The organism is Bacillus sp. CPT56D-587-MTF (genome assembly GCF_058792335.1).
The window spans coordinates 2,091,218-2,106,063 of the sequence record NZ_JBYTEF010000001.1 but is presented as its reverse complement, the minus strand read 5'-3'; the positions used below and the strand labels follow the sequence as shown (position 1 = coordinate 2,106,063).

The window sequence follows — 14,846 nt, the reverse complement described above, 5'->3', positions numbered from 1 at the left end:
TTTTCACCTTTATTTCTTTTAATAGTTTCTTTTGATTTTTATATAAATAATTTCGAAGGAGCGTATTTTATGAAAAGAATGTTGACCGAAAGAGAGTTAGAAGTAGCTATTTATGTAGCAAAAGGATATACAGATGCAGAAATTTCCAAAAAAATATATGTTACCCCTCGAAGAATTTCAACGATAATTAATCATATTAAAGAAAAATGGCATATTAATTCTAGAGTGGAATTAGGTATTTTAGTTTATCATTATGGTTTTATAGATGCACCCTTATTTTCAAATAAAAAAATTCAGCTATGTAAAAAGGTTGTACAATAGATAGCGGAATATAACGAGTTTAAATTGCAAATAAAAATAGAAGAGCAGACAAATTTTTATTATTTGGTTTACTCCATCACTTTTTAAATTTCATACATTAATATAAAAAGGTTAGAGAATTAACTTCTCTAACCTTTTTATATACACTATTAGGTTTCAAACAGTAAAGATGCCCTAATGCTACCATTGATCCTGTTCCCTATTCAACCCTGTATAAACACAAAAAAGAATCAGACATTACCACTATTCAAAACCAGTTACAATTCTCTCTTTCATTTTCTGTAATACTTCACTGCTCAATACTTTTTGACCAGTAGGAAGTTTTAATATGGCAGCGGCACCTTTACTAAGGTATATTTCTTGATCATTATTTTGATTTACTACCAATATTCCTTGCCCTTCAAATTCGAAATAACTAATATCTTTTGTTTCATTTGTATTATTCTTTATTGCTGTATATAATCCATATAAATCTTTACTTCTATTTTCTCCGCCCGTTCGAATCGGTTCAATATCATTCGCAACAATTAGTCCTTCTGGCTGCTCACCCTTCATAATAAACCACAGCTTTTCATTTGTTGGTAATAGTAAATGCTTAAATTCAGAGCTATTTAAAATTTGCTGTGCTGGAATTGTTGCATAGATTGGTAACGAAAATGGAGATGTTGTTATTTTTTCAAAGCTTAAATTTTCAGAAGAACTTCCCTTACTATATTGATAATCTTTTAATGCGATCGATTGTACTGATTCACTTTTATTTTTTGATGCATAACTAATTTTACTAGCGAAAATAATAACGGTCATTAAGCACATGCACAATATCACAAGCTTAAGTAGTTTTCCCATTTATGAACCCCCGCTTTTAATATTATTAGTTTGCATGGATATTATAAACTGTTTCACTCCACCAAAAATTATTATTGTTATGGAACGTACTGAAATTATGATTATAATGATCACCATACCAAGGGTCCATGTACGTTATATAATCTGTTCCAGTTGTCCCTTTATAAAACCCATCAAGTACTAGAAAGTGTCCGATGTTAGCTCCATTTTGCCACATAATGAGTGCAATCATCGGCTGATTACTATTAATTTGACTTTTGAACCAATCATAAGATTTTGCTCCAGAACTTATAGCTGAGCTAACCCCATATCCGGATAATCCATATTGTATTTCACGTGAAGTTGCAGGATTATTATATGATCCACCCTTAACATACCTAACGTACTGATCTTGTGAAGGAGTTTTCCCAAAATAATTTAAAACTGAAACCGAAGTGCCTGCCCAACACCAATTTGATCTTTCTTGTAATATGTTAGGGACAAATAATTTACGATCTATTGATGTATTTGGAGGATTTCCATTAATATACGCTGACGTTACATATACTTTTTTTCCACCTTTAAAATAATAAAACCAACGATTATCTAAATTTCCTGTCCAGTAATCTTTAACCGCTTCACCATACTCCCATCCTTTAAAAGATACTGTTGTATTTCCGGGAATCACATCTACAATATTTGCATTCAAACTTTTTGCCTCTCTAACATTTACATTCAATGGAGCTGTTGTTCCTGTAAATTCAACTTCCTCTGCTATTATTTTCTGAACACCAATAAAACTAAATGTGAAGAACAATAAAAACATATAAACAATAAAATGCTTTCTTCCCTTCATTTCTCCACCCCTTCATCAGTACTAAAAAACATCAACAATTCATCCTTATTAATTGTTCAAGCTTAATATTACATACTAACGAAAAATGACTTCTCATAAAGTGAAACTTTGATCAGTAGTGGTTTTATTCATCCCCACTGATTGTTAGTTAAACCAATCGGGCTGCTCTGCAAATAGCGGGATAAATTCCAATACAAAAAAGGAGCCTATAAATTTTTATAGGCTCCTTTTTATTTCGTCGTTATTACTTAGCTAATTCTTTTGTACCCTTCATTACATCAATGAAGAATCCCCAGTTATTCACTACAGAAGAGATACTGATATGTTCATCTGGAGTGTGGACGTTAAAAATGTCTGGTCCGAATGAAATTGCATCTAATTCAGGCATTTTTTGAACGAATGCGCTACACTCAATCCCCGCATGCACAGCGAAGATTTCAATTTCTTTATTGTATTTTTCTTGATGCACTTTTTCAAATAAATTACGAATTTGTGAGTTTGGATTGTATGGCCATTCTGGATACTCTGACTCTATTTCAAATGTAGCACCAACTAATTCAGCAATATATTTGATTTCTTCTGCAACATGTTGTTTTAAACTACTTACAGAACTTCGCACTTCGTTACGTAATTTAATTTCATCTTGCAACGTTTCAATAACGCCTAAATTTGTTGAGCTTTCTACAAGACCTTTAATATCCATGCTCATACTTTGAATGCCATTTGGAATTAAGAATAATGATGAAATAAGCTGCTTTTGTGTCTCTTTAGCAAATACTTTTTCAACTGTTTCATCCAATTTTGTCAGTGTAACATGAACATCTGGATCAACAGCACGCATTTCTTCTTGTAATACACGTGTCCATGATTCTAGTTTTTCTTCTACTTGTCCTACATCTTCTGTACGAATTAAAATTGTAGCTACACTTTCACGCGGAATTGCATTCGTTTTTAATCCGCCGTGAACTTCACTTATGTTAAACTCCGTATGTGCTGATAAATCACGTAATACTCGTCCTAATACTTTGTTCGCATTACCGCGTTGTTTATCAATTTCCATACCAGAATGTCCGCCTTTTAGACCACCAACATATAGACGGTATGCATCCATATTCGCTGGCGTTTCATCCCAAATTACGGGAATTGTTTCAACAGCTTTCGCACCACCTGCACTACTTACAAGTAATTTATGATCTTCTTCAGAATCAATATTTATAAATATCTTTCCTTCAAAATGATTTGGATCAATAGCAAAAGCCCCGCCCATTGTCGTTTCTTCTTCAGTAGTGATAACGACTTCAAGTGCTGGATGCGGAATTTCTTTCGAATCTAATAAAGCTAATGCATACGCAACTGCAATACCATTATCAGCACCTAAAGTTGTTTGATTTGCATATAACATGTCCCCAATGATTCGTAATTCAATTGGATCTTTTTCAAAATCATGTACTGTTGCTTGATTTTTTTCGCAAACCATATCCATATGACCTTGAATAATAATAGCTGGTACATTTTCATAACCAGTTGTTGCTTCTTTTTTAATAATGACATTTAATGCTTGATCTTGAATGACTTCTAAGTTACGCTCTTTTGCAAAGCCCACTAAATAATCACTAATTTCCTTTTCATTACCTGATCCTCTAGGAATCTTTGAAATTTCTGCAAAATGATAAAATACAGGGTGCTTTGTTAATTGTTCTAAAGTAGAATACATGTTCAAGCTCCTCTCAAAATGAAAAAATAGTATGTAAGTCTTTTATCATTATACCATGATTCATTATTTTACCTTTCTTTTAACTTTTATTGTTTATTTTATATACAGAAATTTCAAAATATTGTAAGAGCGTTGTAATCTATATCGATTTTTCTCATTTAATAATAATCGTATACTTTTTAAAGAAACACATTAAAGGAGATAAAGAAAATGAAAAAGTTTTTAACAATTATTACACTATGTTTATTATTTTTTAGTTTTACTATTGGCTGTGAGAGAGCGTTACTAAATAGAATTGGTAAAGATGTATATTACATGCAAATAAAAGGCGAAGGAACTATTGAAAAGGTAAATGATAGAAACTTACGAAACTATACGCTGCCCGCATATGATGAAGATGGTGTTAAAAAACAAATTACATTTAGAAGTACAAAAAAAGAAAACGCCCATAAATTAAATGAAGACGCGTTTTTACGCCTTTATGTAGATCAAGATGATGATAGCAAAAATGAAAGATCATCAATTGAAGTAAAGTCCTATGAAGAGATTCAGAAAGCAGATTTACCTGAAAAAGTAAAAGATAAGTTTACTATTAAATAAAAAGAACAAAAGAAAATGCTCTATGCATTTTCTTTTGTTCTTTTCACCTGTATATATTTTGAACTACTATTATTCATTAGTTTCTCTAACCGATTTATATTCTCCGTTAATGCACCTTTCACAAGAGAGAAATCTGTATTGGATTCTTCTTTTTTTTCTTTAAAAAACGAAGACTTTTGCCCATTGACTTCAGCCATCTCTTCTCCCCCTTTTCAAAAAGATACAACCTTTTATTTATATTATATAGCAAATGTAGAAAGAGTGTACACTTATGATTTTCTTTTTAATTCTTCTTCTAATTCTTCTACTTGCTGCAACGTATCCCCTTTTATTAAAGAGAAATCTGTTGTATCTTCGTTACCTTCTTTAAAAAAATCATTGTCATAATCTTTTACCACTACAATCACCTCTACATGCTAGTGTAGGAATGATTGTCCAATTTTATTCAACTTTGTCGGATTTTGTTTTTAATTTATGTATAGAAGAAAAGGACAGAAAAAGATTCTGTCCTTATTTACTAAAATAACTATGATGTATTGTTAAATTATATACATTTTCAAAATCCCGATCTTGCAGGTTATTTTTCTTTCCATCAATAACAATGAAAACGTCACTTACTATTTTTGCTGGTATAATCCCGACATTTTCTACTTGCACCGCTTTCTGCTCATTCAATTGCTCGATATGTTCTAACGGAACGATAATACTAAATTGCGAGCGAATACCACGAAAGTTTGTATTTAACTCTTTCGCGGCTTCAAAAACAACAATTTTCGCACCAATCTTTTCCCCATATGAATCTAAAAATGCATTTAAGCTCTTTGTATATTCCTCTTCCGTATGCCATTCCATCGTACCGAATACTGCTGGATTAACATTTTGAATAATTGTCGTGTATATTTCCCCTCTCGCTTTAGATGCAATTAATGATCGTTTTATTGATTGAACTGTCTTGCCAATATCGCTAAATTTCGCACCCCATATTTCTGAAATATTAGGCGTTAAAATGAACGCAATATCAACAAAAATAACCATTGCAGTAAACATTAAAAGATTTTTCCAGAGGGTTAAATCAATTCCTTTTATCATGAAATACACGGTGACAGATATGATAAACAAACCATACCAAGTCTTTCTAATACGTTGCTTTTTCTCCTCGTACAACTCCTCATTTTTCCAATAAAAGAAAACAAGGACTACAAAGACAATCGCTAAAACAAATAAGCCAATTCGAATGTTAGAGATCATTAATCACATCACCCTCCATTCAAAAACTACTCACGATATCATTACATGCGCAAGCTGCTCTCTTTATGACAAAAGACGTGGACAAGCTTCTAAAATTAGCTACATCGCATATATATTAGAAAGTACCACGTCTTTTATCCTGTTATTTGTGGGAAATAAGACCCCTACTGATTAAAATTTCACTTTACCATGAGTCTATATTGTATATGTAGACAAGCATTCATTTCAAATTTTCGTATTAAAAAGAAATATGTTTCGGAATTTCCCCTTCAGGTACTTCTCCATCCATACTTAAATAATAATGACGAATCGGACGTAAGTTTTCGTCTAATTCATAAACAAGCGGAATGCTAGTGGGAATATTTAATGAAACTACACCATCACTTGAAAGGTTGTCTAAATATTTTACTAGCGAGCGAATTGTGTTACCGTGTGATGAAATAATTACTTTATTACCACTTTTTAATGTCGGCGCAATTTCTGAATGCCAATAAGCAAGTACTCTCTTCTCCGTATCCTCTAAACATTCAGTTAATGGAAATTCACCTTTTTTGAGTGTTTTATATCTTGGATCGGTCGCTTCATATCGAGGATCGTCTTCAGTAAGAGCCGGTGGTCTTACATCAACACTTCTTCTCCAAATATGAACTTGCTCCTCACCATATTTTTGTGCAGTTTCATCTTTATTCAGCCCTTGCAATGCACCATAATGTCTTTCATTTAGCTTCCAAGATTTATGTATTGGAACCCAAGTAAGATCCATCTCATGAAGTACAATCCATAACGTCCGAATTGCGCGTTTTAATACTGATGTATAAGCCACATCAAAAGTATATCCGTTTTTCTTTAATATTGCTCCTGCTTCTCTCGCTTCACTTAATCCATTCTCTGATAGATCAACATCTGTCCATCCCGTAAAGCGATTTTCAAGATTCCATAAGCTTTGTCCGTGACGAATAAGTACAAGTTTTATCATTATAATTCCCCTTTCGGAAATGTGAATTTTATTGTTCCATTGCGTACACGTATAAAGTATCTAGTAATGTATCTTTTTATCCATTCACTCTATGACCAAATCATAGTTGCCAAATGTATGGATAAAATTTGTTCTTTTTCAAACGATAAAAACAGAAGTTTTTTCATTATTTTTGATCGACTGGTATTTCACGTTTGGATATCCAAGCATCAAAACCTGATCGGCTATTTGCCATTTCATTCATAACTTGGTGCCAATTGTCCTCACATGATTCACCAAATTTTGAAAAAATAGCACCCATTTGTTGTCTTTGTACATCACTCAGTTTTTTCTCTAAATCTGTACCTTTTTCTGTTAAAGACAACTGTTTCACACGTCGATCATGCATAGCTTCATTACTCTCAATTAAGCCCTTTTCCACAAGTTGACGTAGCGGTCCGTGGAGAGCTTGTTTACTTATTTCTAATAGTGATAATAACTCATTTACACTTATCCCTGGAAAACGTGCGATAAAAAATAAAATTCGATGATGTACTCGTTGAATGCCATATTCTTTTATAATTTCATCTGGCTTTTCAGTAAATGTTTTATATGCAAAATAAAATAATGCTAATGCCTCATTCATCTGTTCTTCTTTATGTTGTGTCATCTACTTTCCCCCTGTATGTAAATTATACCACAATCTAGTAATGAATATTTTAATCAACGCATTAGAACTTATTTAGTCTATTGAAACATTCATTGCACAATTAGGAGATGATTCATTTGAAAAAACAATATACTGTAAGTACATATTTATTGGATAGACTACATGAATTAGGAATTGAACATATATTTGGGGTTCCTGGTGATTATAATCTTGCCTTTTTAGATGATGTGGTAGCATATGAAAATTTAAAGTGGATTGGCAATTGTAACGAATTAAATGCTGCATATGCAGCAGATGGGTACGCTCGCATAAAAGGAATCGCTGCTCTTATTACTACTTTCGGTGTCGGAGAATTAAGCGCCATTAACGGTATTGCTGGCTCATATGCGGAAAACGTGCCAGTTATAAAAATCACGGGTACGCCACCAACAAAAGTAATGGAAAATGGAGCAATCGTTCATCATACGTTAGGCGATGGAAAGTTCGATCACTTTTCCAATATGTATCGAGAAATCACTGTGGCACAAACAAATGTAACACCTGAGCATGCTGCTGAGGAAATTGACCGTGTTTTACGCGCATGTTGGAATGAAAAACGCCCGGTTCATATTAATTTGCCGATTGATGTATATAATAAACCAATTAATAAACCTACAGAACCAATTTTATATAAACCGATTTTAAGTAATAAAGAAGCGTTGGATAAAATGCTACTACATGCCACTTCAATAATAAATAACGCCAAAAAACCTGTAATTTTAGCTGATTTTGAAGTAGATCGATTTCACGCTAAAGAAAATTTACATCAATTTGTAGAAAAAACTGGGTTTCCCATCGCGACGTTAAGTATGGGAAAAGGAATATTCCCAGAAAAACACCCTCAATTTATAGGGATTTATACTGGTGATGTAAGTTCTCCGTACTTGCGAAAAAGAATTGATGAATCTGATTGTATTATTAGTATTGGTGTGAAGTTAACTGATACTATTACAGGCGGCTTCACACAAGGTTTTACAAAAGAACAAGTTATAGAAATCCATCCCTACACTGTGAAAATTATAGATAAAAAATACGGTCCAGTTGTAATGCAGGATGTTTTACAACATTTAAGTGATTCAATTGAGCATCGTAATAAAGATACCCTTGACGTTAAGCCATTTATTTTAGAATCCTCACCTTTTACTGAAGAGTTCATTCCAAAAGCACAAATGGTCACACAAAAACGTTTTTGGCAGCAAATGTACCATTTCTTACAAGAAAACGACGTCTTAATTGTAGAGCAAGGAACACCTTTCTTTGGTAGTTCTGCTATCCCTCTACCTAATAACACTGCATATGTAGGACAACCGTTATGGGGATCTATCGGATATACACTGCCCGCTCTACTTGGTACACAGCTCGCCAATTTATCACGGCGCAACATTTTAATTATTGGTGATGGTTCTTTCCAAGTAACTGCCCAAGAGTTATCAACTATATTACGTCAAAATTTAAAACCAATTATATTTTTAATCAATAACAACGGATACACCGTTGAACGTACCATTCACGGCCAAAACCAACCTTATAATGATATACAAATGTGGGATTACAATAAACTATCAATGGTATTTGGGTCAGAAGAAAAAAGTCTAACATTTAAAGTAGAAAATGAAGCAGAATTAGCAGAAGTCTTAACAAATATAACTTTTAATAAGAATCAACTTATCTTTATTGAAGTTATAATGAGCCAAAGCGATCAACCTGAATTGTTAGCTAAACTCGGGAAAAGATTTGGTCAGCAAAATTCTTAATATAAAAGCATAACCTAATTATACAATTGGTAGTGTAAAACTTGTTTTGAGAATAGTTTCGACAATCAAAATACATAAGGAAAAGGATGGAAAGCACCATCCTTTTCTATTTTAAGAGCGTTTTTCGACTAACGCCCCGTGCGACAAGCAAAAATTCTTAATCCATCTTTAACTTTATAGCTTTTGTCGCAATAAATGTTTTAATATGCTTATCTAATATCCTTGTTCCACCAAAATCATCCTCATAAAAACCTGTTATAGCAAAACCAGCTTCAATTTGGCCTTGGATTTTGTCTTCTAAAGTATGCGCATATTCTATTGTTTGATTTGAATCGATGTAATCTTGAACTTCATCCTCTGGTAAATAATCCAATGTTGATGAAGGAATTGAATGTTTAACATCAAGAATACCTTTTTGTTCTTGGTTATCATCAAAAATCCATAGTAACGGATTTGTAAATCCAGCAATAAGAATACCCTTATTCTTTAAAACCCTAGAAACTTCATCCCATACAAGATGAACATCTTTTACAAACAAATTAGAAACAGTATTTATAACAATATCAAAATATTCATCCTCAAAATCACCAAGGTCTGACATATCTCCTTGTACTGTTTTCAAAGTCAAACCATCCCGTTTTGCTACCTTTTCATCTTGTTCCAATTGCTTCTTAGATATATCAGTAACTGTTACATCTGCTCCAGCAGCAGCTAGAACAGGTGCTTGTTGTCCGCCACCTGATGCTAAGCAAAGTATCTTTAATCCATCTAATGACTTTGGAAACCACTTTCTAGGAACTGATTTTTCCGTAGTGACTGTAATCTCCCATTCACCTGATTTGCTTTTCTCAATAACCTCGCTACTTACAGGCTGCGTGTATCTAGAACCTTCTTCAACCTTCTTATCCCATGCATTACTGTTTTGTTGTGTAGTATCCATTGCGATTAGTCCTCCTAACGATCTAGTTGCATTCAATGTGTAAGCTTAATGCTTTCCTTTTTCTATTAACCTGCCTAATAGTTCATACATAGTTGTCTATATTTACATTAACAGATAAATGCAAAAATTACTAAAAAAATTCTAAAAAGACAAAAAATTACACATCTATTCCATTCATTTAAACTAATCATAGAATTGTTAACTTTTAAACAACTCACTTCCACATAAAAAAAGCATTCCAAACCTGTTGACAGTTGGAACGCTTTTTTATGTTATTTAATTTTTCAAGCTTTTAACTAAATCGATTAAACAAATAAGTTACGCTTTTTCTTTTTTATTCAGCAAGAGTTAACTGCCAAGATACACCATACTTATCATTTAACCAGCCAAACTTTTTACTAAACGGATAAGAACCTAAAGGCATAAGAATTGCTCCATCCTGCGCTAGTTTATGAAAGACCGTATCAATTTCTTCTTCTGTCTCACAAGTTACATAAAGAGACATAGCTGGAGTGAATGTAAAATTATGATTTACATAACTATCAATACACATAAACTCTTGGCCATTTAACGTAAAAGTTGCATGAATTACAGTTCCCTCTTTACCAGGTCCATTTTCATCGTAGCGAGAAATACTTACAATTTCCGATTGATCAAATAGCGACGTATAAAAATTCATTGCTTCCTCAGCTTTGCCTTCAAACATTAAAAACGTAGTAATTTTTTGATTTGTGTTACTCATATGGAGACAGCCCCTTGTTATATATTTATGTAAAACATAAGTCGGCCAAAAACCGAACGTATATTCCTATAAGTGTATTGTCTATAAAAACGATGAGTTTGTCAATTATCTACTTTATTATTTCTTCTTAAATAATGCTGTCCAAAGAAATGATTCTCCAAACATTTCTTTCGGTTGTTTCATTTGTTTCATCCTTCTAATCTCAATTACCTCAAATTCTTTAAATATCTCTCTTAACTTTTCTTCCGAGTATGCAAGACCACCTTGTAGACTCCATCCTCTATATACATCCCAATCTGTTATTTCCGATCCATTTCGCTCATCTAAATCGCCTGCCGCAAAACATGTTAATCCGAAATAACCACCCGATTTTAATGAGTTTTTAATTAAATCCACATAATTTATTCTTCTATGCGGTGGAATGTGATGCAAACAGCCCGAATCGTATACAAAATCAAATTCGTTTTGAACCTCTAAATTAAAAATTGAATCACAAATAAAATGAATTGCTACCCCTTTTGCCAATGCCCTTTCTTTAGCCCAATTAATGCCTTCTACAGATAAATCCACTGCTGTTACATCAAATCCTTGAGTCGCTAAATAAATGGCATTTCTACCTGGACCACATCCAAGTTCTAATACCTTCCCTTTTGAAACTCTCTCTTTTTGTATATACGAAACTAGATTCTCATCTGGAACATTTTCAAAAAACGGAACATCCTTTTCTCTATTCTCATAAAAATCATTCCAAAATGATTCTGCAGGTCTTAATAATGAATCAAGCATTTTTAAAATGTCTTCTTGTGTGTGTAACGTTTCAGTTTTCATTAATACCCCTCCATAAATTAATAGTCAGAAAATTATTATATATCTTTTCGAACTTTCAAACAAAGAAAAAACTCCTATATTCAATAGGAGTTTTTGTCTTTAAAATCCGAGTACAGCTAACCATTTTAACAATTTCTCTTCTCGCGCTTTTAAATCATCATTCCTAAACTTGCCTAGTTGTATTTCACTAACAACTTCTCCGTCCTCCATAAAAAGAACTCTTTCTGTTTTCTCTGCTACCTATACAACATGAGTCACTTAAGAAGGTTACTTTGCTGAAAAATAAAGCCGATTTCGTTAAGGGATATTTTTGCTAACGCCTCTTCTTTCATACATGTTATTTCATACAATCATACTTTTCTAATAAAATAACGCTTTTGTTCACTTTTTTGATACATTTACGAAACATTCATGTGTTACCTTCATTAAGTTCTTTTCTTTTTATAATGTCGTGTGAGATATACCAACAGAGGAAGCCCTAGATCCCCTAATCCTAGGGCTTTTTTATAAGAATTTTATACATTTTATTATTTCCACTAACTCTTTAAATTGTATATACATAATATAAAATTTTCATGTTGTTATATTTTTTGATGGCCTCTTATCTTTCCTTAAAAGGCTTTTTTTCAAATAACGCTTTTATTTAATTTATATTTAAAAAGTTCCTTTTCATAAAGACTTCCCTTATATGCTATACTCATTATTAAATAATTGTATAAGGAATGTTAAAAATGGATGATAGATCGTCAAGACAGTGGAAATTGCGACAAAAGTTAAGAGCACTGAAAACCAAAAACAACAATGACACAAACCCTTTGTTTAGTGAATGCCTTGAATCCCTAGGAAACGAAACTCTCATTTTCTCCCAAGAAAAAAGCCAGCAGATTGCTATTATTTTAATGAATTCATTTCCTATAACTGTCTCGGGAAGAATAGATTGGGAACAGATAGATAACCAATTCATAGCTTCGAACAAAGAACAACTAATTTCCCTTATTAGAGCAAACCAACTAGATTTTGACGAACAGATTTTTATAATATGGGATAACTATGAAATCCCTGTAGTAAGTACAAATCTTGATAAAGTATTCCAATCATTAGTTGACGTTGATGCAGTCAGTTTTTATTACTGGATATTAGACAAAGAATATAGATTCGTAATTGAAATAAATGATAAAGAATTGATTAGGATTGGGTTTCGCTAATACTCTAAGCATATGAAGCTAGTTCCCTTCATTTCTTAATATTTTCTTCGTCACCACCGCTATTATTATCATTATGAAACTTATAGATAATATAGGTAAATAAATTTTCGTACTGAATCCTTCAAACATAAAACCATATACGACTTGCCCAATTGGTGCCATACATTGAGATACCGCTGTTATAATTGCCATTACTTTTCCTAGATTTTCATTTGGTGTTTTCTTTTGGACTACAGTAATCACATAGATGGATACAATTGTCATAATCATTGCGATTAGAAGAGAAGAAAGTATAAAAGAGGATAAATGGTGGATAGTATCCTAAATTAAGAGTAAACGGTGTAACTGATAGTGCCACTGGTATAACTAATAAAGCTATGATAAGCATCCAATTATATAATGTTTTCATCTGTAACTTTTTAGCAAAGAAACCGATTGACAATGCCCCTAATATGGTTGCAAAATCAATTAATCCCATTCCAATTCCATACATCGTATCGCTACTCTGCATAGTTACTCGTAATATAATAGGTCCTCCAACAACAAATAACGGTGTCAAAATTAAGTTTAGTAAAGCTGCAAGTAACATAGCCTTCAAAATAAAAGGTTGCTTTAAAACATAAAGAAAACCTTCTTTCATATCTTTTATAATTGTCGGTATGATATGGCTTTCTTGCGCTCTTTTTATAAAAGGTATTGTAATAAACATTTCTAAAATTGCAGATAAAAAGAAAGCAAGACAACTTATTATGACGAGCATTTTCAAACCAATTATGCCATATAATATTCCTCCTAGTACAGGTGCAACTATATTAGATAATGCTTGCACACCATTTATGATACCGTTTGCTTGTTCTAACTTTTTCTCTGGAACTAATTGCGGAATACTTGCCATAACAACTGGTGCGTACATTGCACTAACGACTGCTAGTAAAAACATAATTGTTCCAATCAATAAAATAGATACCGATTCAGTTAATAACAAAACTATAAAGCTTAATACAATAGCAGCGTTTATAAAATCCAAAATGACCATTACATTACGGCGGTTGAAACGATCTGCTATCGCTCCGCCAAGAGGAGCTAACAAAAACGGGATACTCGTTACGGCATATAACCCTGCAAATATATCGGCACGTCCTGTTATATCTAGCACATATAAAGACAGTGCAAAACGTAATAGTGTTGAACCTAAAATAGTAATAATTTGACCACCTACCATTAAGTGAAAATCTTTCAAGGAAGATTGAATACTTGCTGGCATCCTCATCACATCCTTCATTTAGTTAGACCGACTGCCGGTCGATAATACTCAAACAGAAAAAAGCTATTTCTGTTTCATTAAAACCTCGATCATATAATCAAAGGACCCTTCTTTCGCTCCAACAGATACTTCCATCATTTTAATATAAGCCTTAGCTCTTCTCATCATTTCTTCCGGTTTCCACTGAAATAAACCATCATCAAATATGACTTGTGCTGAAGAGAGTAATAATTCAATTGTTTCTTGTGGGTATGGAGTATAAAATATGCCTTCTTCTATTCCTTGCTCTAAAACTTCCGTTAATACAGGAGATAAATGTATAATGGATTGCACTAAACTTTTCTGATGCATTTCTGCATTATTTGGTTGATGGAATTGTTCAATCATTTTTTCTTTGACATCTCCTGATTTTGGTGATTGTTCCATTAAAATTTTAAATAACTTATCTAAAACGTGGATATCGGGATTGGAGACAATCCTTTTCGCCTTAGTGACATCCTCTTTAATAATCCTCATAATGATTTCATCCATTACTTCCTCCTTCGACTTAAAATAATGATAAAACGTCCCCTTTGCTATACCAATTTCTTTTAAAATATCATTCACGGTTGTTTTCGTATAACCTTTCGTAAGAAACAAACGCTCAGCTGTTTCTAAAATTTCCTTTCTACGCTCCTCATACTCCTTTACAATTCGCATTCAAGTTCTCCTTCCCACCAGACCGACTGTCGGTCTATTAAAATTATATGTTTAGTTTGCAAAAAGTTTCCTATTATCGTACATATACAACACCATACTTTCTATTTCCTTTATAAATTTTTATTTTTTAACGTCCGCTCAACTTGTTTAAAACGTATCTCATGTTTCTTATTGTCACCTTTCATT

At 32.7% G+C, this 14,846-nt stretch carries 16 protein-coding genes and 2 pseudogenes; 4 read left to right on the top strand and 14 right to left on the bottom strand.

From position 1 onward, the window contains the following. Positions 1–69 precede the first annotated feature (69 nt). The gene (locus tag AC3WVZ_RS10905; protein ID WP_000827560.1) at positions 70–321 is read left to right on the top strand and encodes a response regulator transcription factor; all 252 of its coding nucleotides are present in this window, start codon (positions 70–72) and stop codon (positions 319–321) included. Positions 322–564: 243 nt separating this feature from the next. On the opposite strand, the gene AC3WVZ_RS10900 is transcribed toward AC3WVZ_RS10905, so the two are convergent. The 3 genes from AC3WVZ_RS10900 to pepD all read right to left on the bottom strand — a co-directional run bounded on the left by AC3WVZ_RS10900 (position 565) and on the right by pepD (position 3,716). Then, positions 565–1,167 carry a hypothetical protein gene (locus AC3WVZ_RS10900; RefSeq protein ID WP_233936361.1) on the bottom strand — a complete coding sequence of 201 codons (603 nt, stop codon included), beginning with the start codon at positions 1,165–1,167 and terminating at the stop codon, positions 565–567. A gap of 25 nt (positions 1,168–1,192) precedes the next feature. Next, positions 1,193–2,002 carry a papain-like cysteine protease family protein gene (locus AC3WVZ_RS10895; protein WP_233936360.1) on the bottom strand — a complete coding sequence of 270 codons (810 nt, stop codon included), beginning with the start codon at positions 2,000–2,002 and terminating at the stop codon, positions 1,193–1,195. 244 nt (positions 2,003–2,246) lie between these two features. Continuing rightward, the gene (pepD, locus tag AC3WVZ_RS10890) at positions 2,247–3,716 is read right to left on the bottom strand and encodes a beta-Ala-His dipeptidase (RefSeq protein WP_065212730.1); all 1,470 of its coding nucleotides are present in this window, start codon (positions 3,714–3,716) and stop codon (positions 2,247–2,249) included. A gap of 210 nt (positions 3,717–3,926) precedes the next feature. Between pepD and AC3WVZ_RS10885 the strand changes: the two genes are divergently transcribed. Continuing rightward, on the top strand, positions 3,927–4,316 hold the full coding sequence (locus AC3WVZ_RS10885) for a YxeA family protein (protein ID WP_065212731.1): 390 nt from the start codon (positions 3,927–3,929) through the stop codon (positions 4,314–4,316). 20 nt (positions 4,317–4,336) lie between these two features. On the opposite strand, the gene spoIISB is transcribed toward AC3WVZ_RS10885, so the two are convergent. The 5 genes from spoIISB to AC3WVZ_RS10860 all read right to left on the bottom strand — a co-directional run bounded on the left by spoIISB (position 4,337) and on the right by AC3WVZ_RS10860 (position 7,189). Then, on the bottom strand, positions 4,337–4,513 hold the full coding sequence (gene spoIISB, locus AC3WVZ_RS10880) for a stage II sporulation protein SB (RefSeq protein ID WP_233936359.1): 177 nt from the start codon (positions 4,511–4,513) through the stop codon (positions 4,337–4,339). 72 nt (positions 4,514–4,585) lie between these two features. Beyond that, positions 4,586–4,714 (bottom strand): hypothetical protein, encoded by a 129-nt coding sequence (locus AC3WVZ_RS10875; RefSeq protein ID WP_000237819.1) that lies wholly within the window; start codon positions 4,712–4,714, stop codon positions 4,586–4,588. Between the two features lie 112 nt (positions 4,715–4,826). After that, on the bottom strand, positions 4,827–5,564 hold the full coding sequence (locus tag AC3WVZ_RS10870) for a type II toxin-antitoxin system SpoIISA family toxin (protein ID WP_000624977.1): 738 nt from the start codon (positions 5,562–5,564) through the stop codon (positions 4,827–4,829). 238 nt (positions 5,565–5,802) lie between these two features. Continuing rightward, a complete protein-coding gene (gene gpmA, locus AC3WVZ_RS10865) occupies positions 5,803–6,540 on the bottom strand; it encodes a 2,3-diphosphoglycerate-dependent phosphoglycerate mutase (RefSeq protein WP_000594152.1) in 738 nt (245 codons plus the stop codon). Positions 6,541–6,706: 166 nt separating this feature from the next. Next, positions 6,707–7,189, bottom strand: coding sequence for a MarR family winged helix-turn-helix transcriptional regulator (locus AC3WVZ_RS10860; protein WP_000191888.1), 483 nt, complete (start codon positions 7,187–7,189; stop codon positions 6,707–6,709). Between the two features lie 107 nt (positions 7,190–7,296). Here AC3WVZ_RS10860 and AC3WVZ_RS10855 point away from each other — a divergent pair, with 107 nt between their 5' ends. Beyond that, entirely contained in the window at positions 7,297–8,982 is a 1,686-nt protein-coding gene (locus AC3WVZ_RS10855) for an alpha-keto acid decarboxylase family protein (protein ID WP_065212732.1), read from the top strand. Positions 8,983–9,139: 157 nt separating this feature from the next. Here AC3WVZ_RS10855 and AC3WVZ_RS10850 read toward each other — a convergent pair whose 3' ends face one another. The 4 genes and pseudogenes from AC3WVZ_RS10850 to AC3WVZ_RS10835 form a co-directional block, all read right to left on the bottom strand. After that, positions 9,140–9,922 (bottom strand): class I SAM-dependent methyltransferase, encoded by a 783-nt coding sequence (locus AC3WVZ_RS10850; RefSeq protein ID WP_233936358.1) that lies wholly within the window; start codon positions 9,920–9,922, stop codon positions 9,140–9,142. 334 nt (positions 9,923–10,256) lie between these two features. Then, on the bottom strand, positions 10,257–10,664 hold the full coding sequence (locus tag AC3WVZ_RS10845) for a VOC family protein (protein ID WP_000072493.1): 408 nt from the start codon (positions 10,662–10,664) through the stop codon (positions 10,257–10,259). Positions 10,665–10,781: 117 nt separating this feature from the next. Beyond that, the gene (locus AC3WVZ_RS10840) at positions 10,782–11,492 is read right to left on the bottom strand and encodes a class I SAM-dependent methyltransferase (protein ID WP_065212734.1); all 711 of its coding nucleotides are present in this window, start codon (positions 11,490–11,492) and stop codon (positions 10,782–10,784) included. Positions 11,493–11,591: 99 nt separating this feature from the next. Further along, positions 11,592–11,732, bottom strand: a pseudogene (locus AC3WVZ_RS10835) (ABC transporter ATP-binding protein); the annotation flags it as partial. A 491-nt stretch (positions 11,733–12,223) separates the two neighbouring features. Here AC3WVZ_RS10835 and AC3WVZ_RS10830 point away from each other — a divergent pair. Continuing rightward, a complete protein-coding gene (locus AC3WVZ_RS10830) occupies positions 12,224–12,697 on the top strand; it encodes a CDI toxin immunity protein (protein WP_000342724.1) in 474 nt (157 codons plus the stop codon). A gap of 18 nt (positions 12,698–12,715) precedes the next feature. Here the strand turns inward: AC3WVZ_RS10830 and AC3WVZ_RS10825 are convergent. Both AC3WVZ_RS10825 and AC3WVZ_RS10820 read right to left on the bottom strand, forming a co-directional pair. Then, positions 12,716–13,961: pseudogene (locus AC3WVZ_RS10825) on the bottom strand (MFS transporter). A gap of 63 nt (positions 13,962–14,024) precedes the next feature. After that, positions 14,025–14,660: a TetR/AcrR family transcriptional regulator gene (locus AC3WVZ_RS10820; RefSeq protein WP_001223578.1), complete on the bottom strand. Its 636-nt coding sequence runs from the start codon at positions 14,658–14,660 to the stop codon at positions 14,025–14,027. Between the last annotated feature and the right edge of the window lie 186 nt (positions 14,661–14,846).

Excerpts from the sequence above, each read along its gene's own strand:
- AC3WVZ_RS10845 (WP_000072493.1), bottom strand. The coding sequence starts at position 10,664 with ATGAGTAACACAAATCAAAAAATTACTACGTTTTTAATGTTTGAAGGC.
- AC3WVZ_RS10850 (WP_233936358.1), bottom strand. The coding sequence starts at position 9,922 with ATGGATACTACACAACAAAACAGTAATGCATGGGATAAGAAGGTTGAA.
- AC3WVZ_RS10905 (WP_000827560.1), top strand. The coding sequence starts at position 70 with ATGAAAAGAATGTTGACCGAAAGAGAGTTAGAAGTAGCTATTTATGTA.
- spoIISB (WP_233936359.1), bottom strand. The coding sequence starts at position 4,513 with ATGGCTGAAGTCAATGGGCAAAAGTCTTCGTTTTTTAAAGAAAAAAAA.
- AC3WVZ_RS10885 (WP_065212731.1), top strand. The coding sequence starts at position 3,927 with ATGAAAAAGTTTTTAACAATTATTACACTATGTTTATTATTTTTTAGT.
- pepD (WP_065212730.1), bottom strand. The coding sequence starts at position 3,716 with ATGTATTCTACTTTAGAACAATTAACAAAGCACCCTGTATTTTATCAT.
- AC3WVZ_RS10840 (WP_065212734.1), bottom strand. The coding sequence starts at position 11,492 with ATGAAAACTGAAACGTTACACACACAAGAAGACATTTTAAAAATGCTT.
- AC3WVZ_RS10860 (WP_000191888.1), bottom strand. The coding sequence starts at position 7,189 with ATGACACAACATAAAGAAGAACAGATGAATGAGGCATTAGCATTATTT.
- AC3WVZ_RS10900 (WP_233936361.1), bottom strand. The coding sequence starts at position 1,167 with ATGGGAAAACTACTTAAGCTTGTGATATTGTGCATGTGCTTAATGACC.
- AC3WVZ_RS10855 (WP_065212732.1), top strand. The coding sequence starts at position 7,297 with ATGATTCATTTGAAAAAACAATATACTGTAAGTACATATTTATTGGAT.
- gpmA (WP_000594152.1), bottom strand. The coding sequence starts at position 6,540 with ATGATAAAACTTGTACTTATTCGTCACGGACAAAGCTTATGGAATCTT.
- AC3WVZ_RS10895 (WP_233936360.1), bottom strand. The coding sequence starts at position 2,002 with ATGAAGGGAAGAAAGCATTTTATTGTTTATATGTTTTTATTGTTCTTC.
- AC3WVZ_RS10870 (WP_000624977.1), bottom strand. The coding sequence starts at position 5,564 with ATGATCTCTAACATTCGAATTGGCTTATTTGTTTTAGCGATTGTCTTT.
- AC3WVZ_RS10830 (WP_000342724.1), top strand. The coding sequence starts at position 12,224 with ATGGATGATAGATCGTCAAGACAGTGGAAATTGCGACAAAAGTTAAGA.
- AC3WVZ_RS10820 (WP_001223578.1), bottom strand. The coding sequence starts at position 14,660 with ATGCGAATTGTAAAGGAGTATGAGGAGCGTAGAAAGGAAATTTTAGAA.